The organism is Candidatus Clostridium radicumherbarum (genome assembly GCF_045310525.1).
Lineage (GTDB): Bacteria > Bacillota > Clostridia > Clostridiales > Clostridiaceae > Clostridium_AT > Clostridium_AT radicumherbarum.
Window position 1 is genome coordinate 1,799,718 of the sequence record NZ_JBJHZY010000001.1, and the last position, 13,539, is coordinate 1,813,256.

Below are 13,539 nucleotides of genomic sequence, written 5' to 3' on the forward strand. Positions count from 1 at the left end.
ATATTACGTGTCATATACAGGGAAGAAAGGAAGCTATAAAATGAATTTTAAAAAAAGTGTATTAGTGGATATATTGTTATTAATAATACCAATAATTATAATGTTTTTAATTACTCCTATTTTGCCAGACAAAGTACCAATACATTGGAATATTAAAGGAGTTGCAAACGAATTTATTGATAAAAAGTTTTCTTTTATTTTAGGGATTATACCATTTGTGATATATGAGTCTATTAAAGCTAAATATTCCAATAAGTAGTGCTAAATTAACTGTGAAACGGTGATAATGGACAAGTGATGAATAAATGTAAGGTTGAGGCAACAGGCAATAAAATAGATATTAAACCAAACGAAGAAGTTACTTTAAATGTTTTTATTCCAGGTGAAAACTACGAAAATAATAATAAAATAGATAGTAACCGCCCCCAATATGAAATAGAAGGTTATCTTAATGAAGTAAGCAAATTAACTCATTTTGGGCAAAGTGGGGATTTTACTAAATAAAACTTATTATTCATATATTGTTGAACAAATGTAAACTAACGTGAAACAAATATTATTTATTTGATTCAAAGGAGTTAATTATGTGGGAATATGCAACAGAAACTTTTAATAGTCTTTTTGATACGGAAAAAGGTTTAAAGATAAAGAGCAATAAAGTGCTTGAACAATATGGAAAAGAAGGATGGGAACTAGTGAACTTTCAATGTGTGGGTGGATTAGGTTCTATTATGGTATTTGTATTTAAAAGAGAAAAGAAGTAGGAATAGACTATTCTGATAACACTCTATTATCTCATTATCTTCTAATATATTTAAATATATAAAAGAGTGAGAAAGATTATGGGAAATTAACATTTAATATTAAGTAGAAGGGGGAATTTTGTATGGAGATTAATTATCTTACTATAATAGCTACAACTATTTATCTTTTTCTATTAATTGCAATTATAATAGCAATATACAAAGCAGTAAGTGGTGTTAAAATTTTTATTAATAGAAATAAAGAGTTAGATAGAAAGGTAGATACTATCTTGAGTAAATTAAATGATAAAGATAACTAAAAATGTAATTAAATAATCTAAGTATTGGGGTAAGGGATTAATGCCTGAAGCAGTATAACAAGTAATTTCTCCAAAGCTTTATCAATTATTATTTAGTAATTAATGAAGAATGGTAAAGTTGAAAGATTCAAAATTTCTAATATACTTAGATTAAACCTTCCAATTTTCTTTAAAAGCATCTATAAACTTTCTAGCAGCAGGGGATAGATGCCGATTTTTCAACCATATTATAGCTGTACTTGTATTTAAAGACTTTTCATTAATTTTTTTATAGTTGAGGCTTAAATTTGGAATGAGATTAATCCAATCAATTGGGATAATTGCTACACCCACACCGAAACTTGCCAATAATAGTATTGATCTAGTATCATCAATTTTACAAAGTATATTTGGCTCAAACCCTGCATGTTGACATGCTCCTACTATCATCTGTTCAAATCTACAATGTATTAGCAATGGTTTATTAGCAATTTCAGTCAAAGATATATGTTTTTTATGTTTATCCCAGTCTTGATTATTAGATGTTACGGCTACCATAGGTTGATTTTGTAAGGATATCGCTTCAAATAAATCTGAATTAAAAGGAGTTCTGATAATTCCAATTTCTGTCGTTCCAATTTTTAATGATTCTAGTATTAAATGTGTACTCATATTTCTTATTTCAAATTTTATCTTAGGATACTTTTTATGAAAATTATAAATCGTTTCAGGTAGAACTATGGTTGCTGATGTTTGTATAGTACCTATAGTTATAATCCCCTCAAGACCTTCTTCAAAGTCTTTTAATTCTTTAATAGTTAAATCCATCAAATCCAACATCTGTTTTGAACGATATTGAAGTTTTCTACCAGCATCTGTTATTTGAATTTTTCTTGTGCTTCTTTCTACCAATTTAACCCCTAATTCATCCTCAAGACTTTTCAATTGGCGGCTAAGATAGGGCTGAGCTATATGCAGCCTTTCCGCAGCTTTTGTTATATTTCCCTCTTCAACAATTGCTAGAAAATAGTTAAGTTGTCTATTATCCATAATAATCACTTCCTATCTATTTATATATATTTTGTTATGAATAGTATAATTATTAAGTATTTTCATTATAAAATATTGTTTAATATAATAATACAAGATAAATTAATTGGAATCAAAGAAAGGATATAATTTTGGATTATGGAAATAAACAATAAGAATATGTATAAAAATAGATGGATGATATTAGGTGTTGTAGTATTACTTCCGTTTATGGCAACATTGGATAGCACTATAGTGAATGTAGCACTACCAGTAATGGTAAATATATTTTCTGTAACTATGTCTTCTATTCAATTAATAGTAATTTGTTATCTGATTACAATAGTCAGTACAATTTTATTATTCGGTAGATTAGGTGATATAAAAGGAAAATCTATAATATTTAATATTGGATTAATTATATTTACTATAGGCTCTTTGTTTTGCGGATTATCAAGCAATCTTACCTTCTTGGTACTTTCTAGGATCATTCAAGCCATTGGAGCCTCCGCTGCAATGGCAAACAACCAAGGAATAATAACTCAAGTATTTCCTGCTAATGAGAGAGGAAGAGCTCTTGGAATATCAGGAACCTTTTTGGCACTTGGTACCATGATAGGACCACCTTTGGGAGGATTTATAGTTTCATATTTCAGTTGGAATTATATTTTTTTTATAAATGTTCCTATTGGACTAATTTCAACTATAGTTGGAATTAAAACTTTACCTCGAAATTTAAATAAAAAAGATGAAGACATTGACCTTATTGGAGCTGTACTTTCAGGAGTAAGTATTATCCTTTTATTTTATTCACTTGTGGCCGGTGAGACTATTGGATATGGAAATAATGTAATTATAGCTGCCTTTGTTACGGCTATCCTCTTGTTTACAATATTTATATTTATAGAAAAGAAATTAAAGTATCCACTTATAGATTTTTCAATATTCAAAAGTTCGCTTTTTTCTGTAGGTATACTGTGTACTTTTATATCATATATGTCAATTAATAGTAACAATATTGTTCAACCTTTTTATCTAGAGAATGTTTTAAAAATAACTCCAAGCTTTACGGGTATCATCATGTTAACATATCCAGTAATACTAACACTAATTTCACCTTTTAGCGGTTATTTATCTGACAAGATTGGCTCAGAGTTTTTAACGTTCATAGGTTTATTACTTATAGGTATAGGAATGAGCTTAATGGCAACTTTAAATGAAAACTCAAGCATTCAGGTAATGTGTGTATATGTATCTATAATGGCTATTGGAAATGGATTGTTTTTACCACCTAATAATTCCTTGGTTATGGCCTCAGCTCCAAGTGATAAATTAGGTATTGCCGGAAGTATAAATGCTTTTATAAGAAATTTAGGGCAGTCGGCTGGTGTTTCTATGGCTACATTGCTTTTGTATTCTTTAATGAGTATTAAAATGAATAAAAAAGTATTTGGATATGTAGAAGGTAGAAATGATATTTTTATATTTGGAATGAGGTATGTATATATTGGTTCCGCCATTGTCTGTCTCATTGGAGTTGTACTTACAGCTATAAGATTGATGAGAAAAAAAGAACTACTAAAAAACAAAGTTAAATATTAAATTCAATTGACTAATTATAATTTTTATTTAATTATAAATTGTAAAACAGCATATGAATCTTGATTTATGAATATAAAAAATTGGGCAGTAATTTTACTGCCCAATTTTTATATATTTTCTGGTATAGTTCCTGAAGGAAGCTCACCATCTTGCCCAAGGTAATAGTGTTTTATAGGCTTTAAATCATTATCAAGCTCATAAACTAGTGGAATTCCAGTAGGAATATTTAAGCTTACAATACCATCCCCAGGAATATCATCTAAATATTTAACAAGTGCTCTTATGGTATTACCATGAGCTGAAATAATAACTTTATTATTGGATTTAATTGCAGGAGCAATAGCTTCATACCAATATTTAAGTACTCGTTTCTCAGTGTCTTCAAGATTTTCTGTTAAAGGAAATTCACCTTCTTTAAGCTCTCCGTATTTAGGGTCAGAAGCCTCATATCTTTTATCATTTTTTTCTAGTGCCGGCGGTCTAACATCAATAGATCTTCTCCAGATATGAACCTGCTCTTCTCCATATTTTTCGGCAGTTTCAGCTTTATTTAAGCCCTGCAAGGCACCGTAGTGTCTTTCATTAAGATGCCAGGACTTATAAACTGGAATCCACATTAAATCCATTTCATCAAGTGTAATCCATAGAGTTCTAATAGCTCTTCTTAAAACTGAGGTAAAAGCTATATCAAAACTATATCCATTTTTACTTAAAATTCTTCCAGCCTGCCTAGCTTCTTCTAAGCCATTTACAGATAAATCTACATCTGTCCAGCCAGTAAACCTATTTTCTAAATTCCATAGGCTCTGACCATGTCTAATTAAAACTAGTTTAATCATATAAAAACACCACCTTTTTATATATTATATATTAAATTTAGAAATTAATATACAATGGCATCCTTATGAGTATTTTTAATCAAATTACTAATAATATAAATATAATTTCTTTAGAAAGAGGTGTTTGTTAATGGCTGTTGCTCATAAATCAGTTATATCCTTCGGTCTTGTAGCTATTCCAATATCCATGTACACTGCTGTACAGGATAACGATATTCACTTTAATCAGCTCCACAAAGAAGATGACTCAAGGATAAAATATAAGAAAACCTGCAGTCATTGCGGAGAAGAGCTTTCCTCAAAAGATATTATTAAAGGCTATGAATACGATGAGGACCATTATGTTGTTGTAACTGAGGAGGATTTAGAAAAAATTAAAACTGAAAAAGACAAATCCATACAGATACTTCATTTCGCGCAGCTTAATCAAATATCCCCAATATTTTATGACAAGACCTATCAGGCTATTCCAGAAGCCGGTGGCGATAAGGCTTTTGAGCTTTTGCGGCTATCCCTAATGTCCGAGCAAAAAATAGCAATAGGAAAAACGGTTATGGGTACAAAGGAAGCCCTAGTTGCTATAATTCCACGTGAGGATGGAATTTTAATATCAACTATGTTCTATGAAGATGAAATTAAAGATCTTCCTAAATCCTATAACAAGCCAGAGATATCAGAAGCCGAGCTTAATATGGCAAAAACATTAATTAGTTCCATGGATGCTCCCTTTAATCCTTCTGAATACAAGGATGAATATCAAATAAGACTTCGTGAGCTTATTGAAACTAAAATAGCCGGTAAGGAAGTTATTGCTTCTAAAAATGAAGTTCCTAATAATATCATTAATCTTATGGATGCATTAAAGGCAAGCATTGAGCAAAATGAGGGTAAAGATAAAGTTAAACCAAAGCGCAAAAGAACTCCTAAAGGTGCATAATGGATATCTTTAAAAGTAAAAATATTAAACCAATGCTTATAGGCGAAACTCAGGATGCCTTTGACAGCACAGATTATATATATGAATTAAAGCTTGATGGTGAGCGGTGTATTGCATATCTAGATAAAGACTCTACTGAGCTCAGAAACAAGCGAAACTTAAAGATGCTTCCAAAGGTTCCGGAGCTTTCTAGCATACATAAGCAGGTAAAATGTCGCTGCATTTTAGATGGGGAACTAATAGTTACTAGGGATGGAAAGCCTGATTTTTTTGAAATTAGAAGGCGTTCTCTTATGACAAATGCTTTTAAAATTAAACTGGCAGCAGATAAATATCCAGCAAGCTTTACTGCTTTTGACATTCTCTATTATGAAGATCATGAAGTTTATAGCTTGCCTTTGATGCAGCGTAAAAAGCTATTAGAGAAAGCTGTTAAAGAAAATGAACGCATTGCTGTTTCTAGGTATATAGAAGAACGTGGAATTGAATTTTATAACCTTGCAAAGCAAAATGACCTTGAAGGCATAGTTGCTAAGAGAAAGGACAGTAAATATTACTTAGATAAGCGTACTAAGGACTGGATTAAAATTAAGAATCTTCTAGACGATGACTTTGTAGTCTGCGGGTATATTCTTAAGGATAAGGGCGTTATAAGTATAGTTCTTGGCCAATACTCAGGAGATGAATTGATATATAAAGGCCATGTTACTTTGGGAGTATCTACGGAAGATTTTAAATTGATAAAAGCAGTACCTAGAATAAGTACATCACCATTTGATGAATTACCTTCAGGTAATAATGATGCAGTATGGATTAAGCTAAGCCTTGTGTGTACAGTTAAATACATGATGAAAACTGAAGGTGGTGGCTTGCGCCAGCCTATATTTAAAGGCTTAAGAAATGATAAAGAGCCAGAGGAGTGTGTTGTAAATTAGCCAATACAATGTCGCTATGTATATTTTGTTGAACAAAATAAATACTACTTATTAAGGATCTAACTAATTAATAATTGTTTATAGGAATGCAAGGAGTGTGAAACTATGATAATTGACAGAGCTTTAGAAATTTTAAATTCAACTGAAAAATTTAGAGTTTTATATTCAAATGAGCCTGTTTGGATTCAAGGTATTAATACAGAAAAAAGAACTGCTACAATAGAATTAATGGGAACGGGCTTTTTAGATGAAGTTCCTATATCAGAGCTTACAGATACAGGCTCAAAGATGGAGTAATTATAAAGGAGGAGTTGATTTCTATAATGAAATTAGCTCCTCCTTTAATTTTCTAGTGGTAACAATATTTTATATTAATTTTATATGATTTAATACTTAAACTTATAGACTCTGTATTTTTTATTTCTTGTTTATTTTTGTTATTAAATGGTATACATAAAGTTATAGCTAAAGGAATATAATACTATTGACTGCGAATATATGTTCGTACTATAATTAGATATAACATTTAATAAAGGGATGAAAATAATGAAAAATAATACCAATAGGGTTATATTTCATATTGATGTTAACTCCGCCTATTTATCTTGGACTGCAGCAGATAGGTTACAACATGGAGAAACTCTTGATATTAGGGAAATTCCCTCAGCTGTTGGCGGAGATCCTGTAAGTAGGCATGGAATTATATTGGCTAAATCCATTCCTGCTAAAAAGTTCAAGATACAAACAGGTGAAACCTTACATGCCGCCCTGCAAAAGTGTCCTGATTTATTTATAGTATCACCTCAATATGACTTATATATGAGGTGCAGCAATGCCATGGTTTCACTGCTTAGAGAGTACACACCGGACATTCAAAGATTTTCTGTGGATGAATGTTTTTTAGACTTTACTGATATGGGAAATTTATACCCAGATTATTTTAAACTTGCTAATGAAATTAAAGATAGGATTATAAAGGAGCTGGGCTTTACTGTTTCCATAGGTATATCTAATAATAAGCTCCTCTCAAAGGTAGCCTCTGATATTAAGAAGCCAGATGCTGTTATAACCTTATTTCCCCATGAAATGAAAGACAAGATGTGGCCGCTTCCTGTAGAAGATTTATTTATGGTGGGGAGAGCTACGCTTCCTAAGCTGCATAATCTAAATATATTTACAATAGGGGATTTAGCAAATTATGATTTAAAGCTCTTAAAGGGAAAACTTAAAAGCCATGGAGTAATGATATGGAATTATGCTAATGGTATTGAAAATTCTGATGTAAGAAAATCGAACCATATTAATATGAGGGGCATGGGTAATTCTACTACTATACCTTTTGATGTAGATAATAGGGAAGAGGCCCATAAGGTAATACTTTCATTATGTGAAACTGTAGGTATGCGGCTTAGGGATTCTCAAAATTGCTGCAGCCTTGTAGCAGTGCATTTTAGGACAAATGAATTTTATAACTGCGGCAGACAAAGAAAAATTTATTATTACACAGATAGTACGAAAAAAATATCTGAGACAGCTTACGAGCTATTTGATGAACTGTGGAATGGTGAGCCCTTAAGACATATTGGCGTAAGAGTATCCGAACTATGTACCAATGATTTCTGCCAAGTTACTCTCTTTGAAGAAAAGGATAATGCAAAGAACAGCGCCCTGGATAAGGTAGTTGATTCAATACGAATGAGATTTGGCTCTAAAGCTATAATTAGAGGTACTTTTCTAAATTCAGGGATAAAACCTTTAATGGGTGGAATAGGAGAAGATGATTATCAGATTATGACTAGTATTTTATAAGGAGTGAATTTACCATGCAAGTGCTTGCAAAACCAATAAGTGTTGTGGCTTGGTTTGATGAAAAAGGATTCCCTCATCCTGTAAGGTTTAGAATAAAAATTGAGGATGAGAGTGAAAAAGTAATAAAGGTAGACAGAGTTGTTACTGTTGATAAGGAAAAGATTGCAGGCAATGAAATGCTTTTGTTTAGGTGTCAAAGCACAATAAAAAATATGCAAAGAGTGTTTGAAATAAAATATGAATTAAGAACCTGTAAGTGGATATTATTCAAAATGTAATACTTGAGTTATTATAAAAGTTTAGAGATGCTTTGGCATCTCTAAAATAGCTATTTATATATTCTTATTAATGGTTCCCATGTAATCTACTTACAGGATAAAATTAATTCCTTATTAATAGTCAAACGCTCAGGAATTTTATTATAGTTAATTTCATAATCAGGCTTCACTACAGCTGCTGAAGGTGAAGGCTTGTATAAATTAATACTTTCTACCAATAGATTAATCTTATGTATTAAATCTAATGGCAGACCTTCTAAATTTTCTAATAACATCTTAATCTCTGGTTTAGTCTCATCTGCTTCATCTGAAGGTTTATCAGTCCTACAAAGCAAGTAATCCGCGCTTACGTTAAAAAAGTCCGCTAAAATCCTTATAGTTAAGGCATCGGGGATCCTTTGTCCAGTTTCCCAATGTGATACAGTCTGCTTAGTAACATTTAATTTGTTTGCTAAATCAATTTGTAATAACTTTCGATTAACTCTTTCGGCTTTTAACCTATGTTTAAGATCATCCATTTAGACACCACCTTTTAATAATAATTATATACCAAATGTTTACATATATAAATGGGTATACAAAAAGTATATTATTAAATATACCCTTTTAAATTTTCATGCTGCCTCGTAAATATAGATGAAGAGGTGGTTTAGATGAAAGTTAATAGAGTAGAAGCTTTACTTAAACTATATGATTATCCTAGTTTAAAAGAAGAATATGATTATAAAAAAAGCAAAGAAAGCATCAAAGATAAGAAACTATCCTTTTCTGAGATTCTAAGAAAAGAAAAGGAAATATATAAGCATAAAAAAGCTTTAAACGGGTACCAATAGGTGCCCGTTTTTTTACTTAGCTTTAGTACAGCAGCATTTAATGAAACATAGATGTTTTATGAAGTTTTATTAATATCATTGCTGCTAAGTTTAATTGACAAAATAGCTGATAATTGACTTATAGAAGCAGACAGATTATCCATTTTGCCTTCAAGTCTTATAAGCAAGTAAGCCGCAACAACTATTGGAAAGCCAACATTAGCTACAGCCTTTAAAAAATCTTCCATGGTTAAACCTCCTTTCAATTCACATATACATAAATATGCTGATTCACGAAATATTAAAAAATTTTATATGTTTGAGTTTAGAAGGAGTCTACTAAATTTACGATGCCAGTTTTACTAATATTTACATATTAGGTACATTTATCGTATAATTATTGTATAAATAAGATATAAAAGGTGAATTTTATGGGTAAGGCTTTATGAGAAACTATAAAATTATTAGAAATATTTATATATTAACCACAAGAATATTCGTAAAAATGATAAAGAATACGATAAATAGGAGTTTTATTAAATAATGAATAGAAAAATATTATATTCAATAATTTCAATAGCTGTACTAGTAATCTTAATTGCCATTGGAATTTTTATAAAAATGAGTAATGCAAAAGCTGGCACTTTTATTGCAAAACAGTTAGATACAAGATCAAGAGAGTATATGAAAATAGATGATAAAGTAAGTAAACTTATTAAAGGAAACGGTGTTTACTTATTAAATACAGAGGGAGATAAAATAAACTATCTAATTTTAGATGGTAGTTATATGAATTTAGGGAATGAAGCACCTTATTTTTCAGCAGTGAAAATTGAAAATAAAGAAGCTTCAATTATGATTTACTTTAGTGAAGAAATGAAAACTTATCCAAATGGTAAATATCCTGAACAGAGATTAATATATAAAATCACAGAAGATAAGAATTATGAATATATCAGGGTATTTAAGAATGGAGAAGAAACTCACTTTGATTCAGTTATTTTAGGAGGATTGAAATGGTCTGTTACTTAAAATACTAATAAAATTTTTAAGTTGGGGAGATTTTCTTGAAAAGAATATCTGAGAAAATTAAAACAATCCTTGTAGTATTGGGAATAGTGATTATGGCATTCATTATTTTTTGGGGTCTAATATCCTTAAAGGGACTAATTATTAATGCCGTGTGAGTGTAAATATCTAATTTTTTATGGGAGGGATAATTTGTGCCCAATAAAAAATTATTACTAACAATTAGTGCTGTTCTTGTTTTGTTTACTTTAATTGTTTTTTATAATTCATCTAAGCCTGATAAGCTTAAGCCCATTAACCAAAGCGAGGTGGAAATAGTCAATAGAGTAGGAGGAATGCCTCCTGACAGATGGAAAGTTTTATTTGCTTCAAAAGATTATTCTACAATTGTAAGGATTGTTGCCTTGATAAATTCTGCACATAAGGCAAACTTTAATCCAAATGGATATAATAGCGGCAAATATCCTATAGACATGGAAATCAAACTTAAAAATAATATCGTTTGGAGAATATCACAACTTTGTAAAGTAACTACTGGACATTTAGAAAACGATGAGATGGAAGTTCATGTCACTCCTTATAAAGATCGAGTTAAGCTGGTTATAGAAAACGGAGAGAAAACTTCTTCTTATACCTTATTTTCTGAGCAGTTGGCAGATTATATCCAAAGAGGAGCTGCTCAAGATATGCCTCCCGTCATAGGATTTTCTATTACTTCTAACCCTGTAAAACCCGGTCAAACAGTTACTATTTCTGGAGATGGATGTGCTGAAAAATATGTTGAAATCTACATAGCAGATGGTAATGCATATAGTAATGAAAAATACCTTATTGCAAGAGTCCCAACCAGTTTTGGCGCTTGGAAATGGGAAGAAACATTTATCGGCAGAACCATTAGAACTTTAGATGGTAAGAATCTTAAACTAACAAAGGATAGTTACTTTTTGGGGACATTTGGATGGGGCGTAACATTAGATTTATCAGAGAGTAAATAGATTCCTGATGGGTAGGTTATGAAAAAGGTGGGTATGGGTATATAGAATTATTGTTACAAATGGCTAATCTAATAATATATTTTATTGGACTTATTGCAGTTATTTTCATTCTGCATATTTTTTATAGGGCTATAAAAAAAATCGATTATATGCTTAATGGCAAGATTAGCAAGATATATAAAAGCTGGAGGAATATGAGCAAAACAAAAAAGAGGATTGGCCTTTTGCTTCTGGTTTTAATATTAGCTGGGTACTTTTGTTATGAAATGATTTACTTGACAAATAAAAATTACAAGTTTGCTCTATACGAAGTTAAATCACTTGGTGGAAACAGTTTAGGAGATGCTATTCTATATAAAAAGCCGTTTCTCACAGAGGATGATATAAAATCATATAACTGGGGTAGCCAAACCTTTGAGCTAAAAAATCATATTAGAAACTATGCAAAAGAGTCAGCAAGACTTGGAAAGAATTATAAAGCCTTTGTTCTAGTGGCTAATGGAGAAAAGATATATATTGGTGGTTTTTACAAATGGGGACCTAACATATATTTATCTATAGATAATAAGACAGGTGCTTTATATTATACAGGTATTCAAGGTTACGATATAAGAGCAGATGAACGTATATACAATGCTCTTAAGTCATGTGGCAAACTATAACGAAAATGTTGATTTATATAGCATAGCCATATCAAATTTATGATGCAGCTCTCTACCGCTTTGCTTACAATAGGATGCATCATATAGACCAGACAATAAAAAAATCTGCTCTATAGGGTACATCTTTTTTTGATAATTTTAATATTTTTTCAATAAATTTTATAAAATTGCAACCTTTTTTATTATTTGTTAATCTTATACAATAGAGATGTAAAAAGGGGGGGATTGTTATATGAATGAAGAGGAGCTAATAGATATGGTTAAGAATAATGATAAAGCTGCTTTTAAAATATTATATGAAACCTATAGTGGAAAAATTTATAAAACCGCATATATGATAGTTAATGATAATTCTTATGCACATGATATAGTCCAAGAAGTATTTATAAAAATTTATATGAATATTAATACGCTTTTGCATAATTCTGCGTTTAACTCATGGATTTATAGAATTACTATTAACTGCTGTATGAAACACATACATGATAACTCAAAAACACAGCTAGCATATGAAGATGAGGAGCTTATTGAAGTTTCAGAAGAAAAGTCTTACTTAATACCTGAGAATAGTTTTATGAAAAGCGAACTTCATAATGAAATAATGTATTATATAAATAAAATACCTAATCTACAGAGAATTACTATAATACTTTTCTATTACAATGATCTTACTGTTAAAGAAATAGCAAGTGCTATGAAGTGTTCAGAGGGAACAGTAAAGGCAAGGCTGTCTAGGGGAAGGAAAAAGTTAAAGATTTTAATTGATGAAAAAATAAGTAAAAATGAAACGGAGGTAGAAAATTATGGATTTAGATAAGCTTATTAAAAACTTACTGGATACCTATTCAGAGAATATTGTAGTAGATATTCCACCCTTTGATGAAATATGGGAAAAGACTCAAGTTGGAAGCAAGGTTTTTCCAAAGAAGAGAATTAAGCTTAATTTATTTTCTACTTCAGGATGGATAGAGGTTGCTTTATTTTTGCTTATAATTATTCTTGTACCTGTGTTAGTAACACAAATAGGCAGCTTCTCTTCTAAAGTTACCCCTTCTAGCAAACAGGAGGTAACTTTAACTAATAATGATATAGAAAATGCGAAGAAGGTTGCTATTAACTTTATAACTGAGTTTACTAATTATTCAAGTTATCAGACATTTGATAAAGATATTAATATATTATATCCCAATGACGAAAGGACAAAAAAAATTATTTCATATTTATCAGAAAAGTATTCTAATGATTTCATAGCAAGACGTGTATCCCTGGTAATTCCAAGGTCAGCTTACAATTTAAAATGCGAGGTTAAGTTAGATAGCTTGACAATTAACAGCGACTTACCAAATTCTAAGGATAATCAGCCAGTTTTTTATTATACTGCTAAAATTAGCTATATTAAAGACGGCAGCTTAACAGAAATAAATTCAATAAAAATTGAAGGAAGGCTAAGATTAAAATATGAAAGTAATACTTGGAAAATTGATGAGCACTCTATACAAAGTATAGACCCTAAGGATTGGTTTAAAAACGATACTTATAAATTGCACTAAAATAGGATGAAGCACTAAGA

The 13,539-nt window shown here is 30.5% G+C and carries 20 protein-coding genes; 16 read left to right on the forward strand and 4 right to left on the reverse strand.

Annotation, left to right across the window (positions count from 1 at the left end; all coding sequences use genetic code 11):
• Nucleotides 1-40: 40 nt before the first annotated feature.
• The 4 genes from ACJDUH_RS08650 to ACJDUH_RS08665 all read left to right on the forward strand — a co-directional run bounded on the left by ACJDUH_RS08650 (nt 41) and on the right by ACJDUH_RS08665 (nt 1,063).
• Nucleotides 41-259, forward strand: a complete 219-nt coding sequence (locus ACJDUH_RS08650; protein WP_406764750.1) for a DUF1648 domain-containing protein — start codon at nt 41-43, stop codon at nt 257-259.
• A 35-nt stretch (nt 260-294) separates the two neighbouring features.
• On the forward strand, nt 295-504 hold the full coding sequence (locus ACJDUH_RS08655; protein WP_406764751.1) for a hypothetical protein: 210 nt from the start codon (nt 295-297) through the stop codon (nt 502-504).
• Nucleotides 505-584: 80 nt separating this feature from the next.
• On the forward strand, nt 585-764 hold the full coding sequence (locus tag ACJDUH_RS08660) for a DUF4177 domain-containing protein (RefSeq protein ID WP_406764752.1): 180 nt from the start codon (nt 585-587) through the stop codon (nt 762-764).
• A 122-nt stretch (nt 765-886) separates the two neighbouring features.
• Complete coding sequence (locus ACJDUH_RS08665; protein WP_406764753.1) at nt 887-1,063, forward strand: hypothetical protein; 177 nt, start codon at nt 887-889, stop codon at nt 1,061-1,063.
• A gap of 150 nt (nt 1,064-1,213) precedes the next feature.
• Here ACJDUH_RS08665 and ACJDUH_RS08670 read toward each other — a convergent pair whose 3' ends face one another.
• Nucleotides 1,214-2,092: a LysR family transcriptional regulator gene (locus tag ACJDUH_RS08670; protein ID WP_406764754.1), complete on the reverse strand. Its 879-nt coding sequence runs from the start codon at nt 2,090-2,092 to the stop codon at nt 1,214-1,216.
• A 138-nt stretch (nt 2,093-2,230) separates the two neighbouring features.
• Here ACJDUH_RS08670 and ACJDUH_RS08675 point away from each other — a divergent pair, with 138 nt between their 5' ends.
• Nucleotides 2,231-3,673, forward strand: a complete 1,443-nt coding sequence (locus tag ACJDUH_RS08675; protein WP_406764755.1) for an MFS transporter — start codon at nt 2,231-2,233, stop codon at nt 3,671-3,673.
• Between the two features lie 107 nt (nt 3,674-3,780).
• Here the strand turns inward: ACJDUH_RS08675 and gpmA are convergent, their stop codons facing one another.
• The gene (gpmA, locus tag ACJDUH_RS08680) at nt 3,781-4,512 is read right to left on the reverse strand and encodes a 2,3-diphosphoglycerate-dependent phosphoglycerate mutase (RefSeq protein ID WP_406764756.1); all 732 of its coding nucleotides are present in this window, start codon (nt 4,510-4,512) and stop codon (nt 3,781-3,783) included.
• Between the two features lie 130 nt (nt 4,513-4,642).
• Here gpmA and ku point away from each other — a divergent pair, with 130 nt between their 5' ends.
• The 5 genes from ku (at nt 4,643) to ACJDUH_RS08705 (ending at nt 8,471) form a co-directional block, all read left to right on the forward strand.
• Nucleotides 4,643-5,449 carry a non-homologous end joining protein Ku gene (ku, locus tag ACJDUH_RS08685; RefSeq protein WP_406764757.1) on the forward strand — a complete coding sequence of 269 codons (807 nt, stop codon included), beginning with the start codon at nt 4,643-4,645 and terminating at the stop codon, nt 5,447-5,449.
• Entirely contained in the window at nt 5,449-6,384 is a 936-nt protein-coding gene (locus ACJDUH_RS08690; protein ID WP_406764758.1) for an ATP-dependent DNA ligase, read from the forward strand. The genes ku and ACJDUH_RS08690 overlap by 1 nt, the downstream gene beginning before the upstream one ends.
• Before the next feature lie 105 nt (nt 6,385-6,489).
• The gene (locus ACJDUH_RS08695; protein ID WP_406764759.1) at nt 6,490-6,681 is read left to right on the forward strand and encodes a small, acid-soluble spore protein, H family; all 192 of its coding nucleotides are present in this window, start codon (nt 6,490-6,492) and stop codon (nt 6,679-6,681) included.
• Between the two features lie 249 nt (nt 6,682-6,930).
• The gene (locus ACJDUH_RS08700) at nt 6,931-8,193 is read left to right on the forward strand and encodes a DNA polymerase Y family protein (RefSeq protein ID WP_406764760.1); all 1,263 of its coding nucleotides are present in this window, start codon (nt 6,931-6,933) and stop codon (nt 8,191-8,193) included.
• Between the two features lie 14 nt (nt 8,194-8,207).
• Complete coding sequence (locus ACJDUH_RS08705; protein WP_406764761.1) at nt 8,208-8,471, forward strand: hypothetical protein; 264 nt, start codon at nt 8,208-8,210, stop codon at nt 8,469-8,471.
• An 86-nt stretch (nt 8,472-8,557) separates the two neighbouring features.
• On the opposite strand, the gene ACJDUH_RS08710 is transcribed toward ACJDUH_RS08705, so the two are convergent.
• On the reverse strand, nt 8,558-8,989 hold the full coding sequence (locus tag ACJDUH_RS08710) for a helix-turn-helix domain-containing protein (RefSeq protein WP_406764762.1): 432 nt from the start codon (nt 8,987-8,989) through the stop codon (nt 8,558-8,560).
• Between the two features lie 135 nt (nt 8,990-9,124).
• On the opposite strand from ACJDUH_RS08710, the gene ACJDUH_RS08715 reads away from it, so the two are divergent.
• Nucleotides 9,125-9,304, forward strand: a complete 180-nt coding sequence (locus ACJDUH_RS08715) for a hypothetical protein (protein ID WP_406764763.1) — start codon at nt 9,125-9,127, stop codon at nt 9,302-9,304.
• A gap of 56 nt (nt 9,305-9,360) precedes the next feature.
• On the opposite strand, the gene ACJDUH_RS08720 is transcribed toward ACJDUH_RS08715, so the two are convergent.
• Nucleotides 9,361-9,531, reverse strand: coding sequence for a YvrJ family protein (locus tag ACJDUH_RS08720; protein WP_406764764.1), 171 nt, complete (start codon nt 9,529-9,531; stop codon nt 9,361-9,363).
• A 295-nt stretch (nt 9,532-9,826) separates the two neighbouring features.
• Here ACJDUH_RS08720 and ACJDUH_RS08725 point away from each other — a divergent pair, with 295 nt between their 5' ends.
• From ACJDUH_RS08725 to ACJDUH_RS08745, 5 genes are all read left to right on the forward strand, one after another.
• Nucleotides 9,827-10,315, forward strand: a complete 489-nt coding sequence (locus tag ACJDUH_RS08725) for a hypothetical protein (RefSeq protein WP_406764765.1) — start codon at nt 9,827-9,829, stop codon at nt 10,313-10,315.
• Between the two features lie 191 nt (nt 10,316-10,506).
• The gene (locus ACJDUH_RS08730) at nt 10,507-11,307 is read left to right on the forward strand and encodes a hypothetical protein (RefSeq protein WP_406764766.1); all 801 of its coding nucleotides are present in this window, start codon (nt 10,507-10,509) and stop codon (nt 11,305-11,307) included.
• 59 nt (nt 11,308-11,366) lie between these two features.
• Nucleotides 11,367-11,969 (forward strand): hypothetical protein, encoded by a 603-nt coding sequence (locus ACJDUH_RS08735; protein ID WP_406764767.1) that lies wholly within the window; start codon nt 11,367-11,369, stop codon nt 11,967-11,969.
• A gap of 232 nt (nt 11,970-12,201) precedes the next feature.
• Nucleotides 12,202-12,786, forward strand: coding sequence for an RNA polymerase sigma factor (locus tag ACJDUH_RS08740; RefSeq protein WP_406764768.1), 585 nt, complete (start codon nt 12,202-12,204; stop codon nt 12,784-12,786).
• Nucleotides 12,773-13,519 (forward strand): hypothetical protein, encoded by a 747-nt coding sequence (locus ACJDUH_RS08745; protein ID WP_406764769.1) that lies wholly within the window; start codon nt 12,773-12,775, stop codon nt 13,517-13,519. Before ACJDUH_RS08740 ends, ACJDUH_RS08745 begins: the two co-directional genes overlap by 14 nt.
• Nucleotides 13,520-13,539 lie beyond the last annotated feature (20 nt).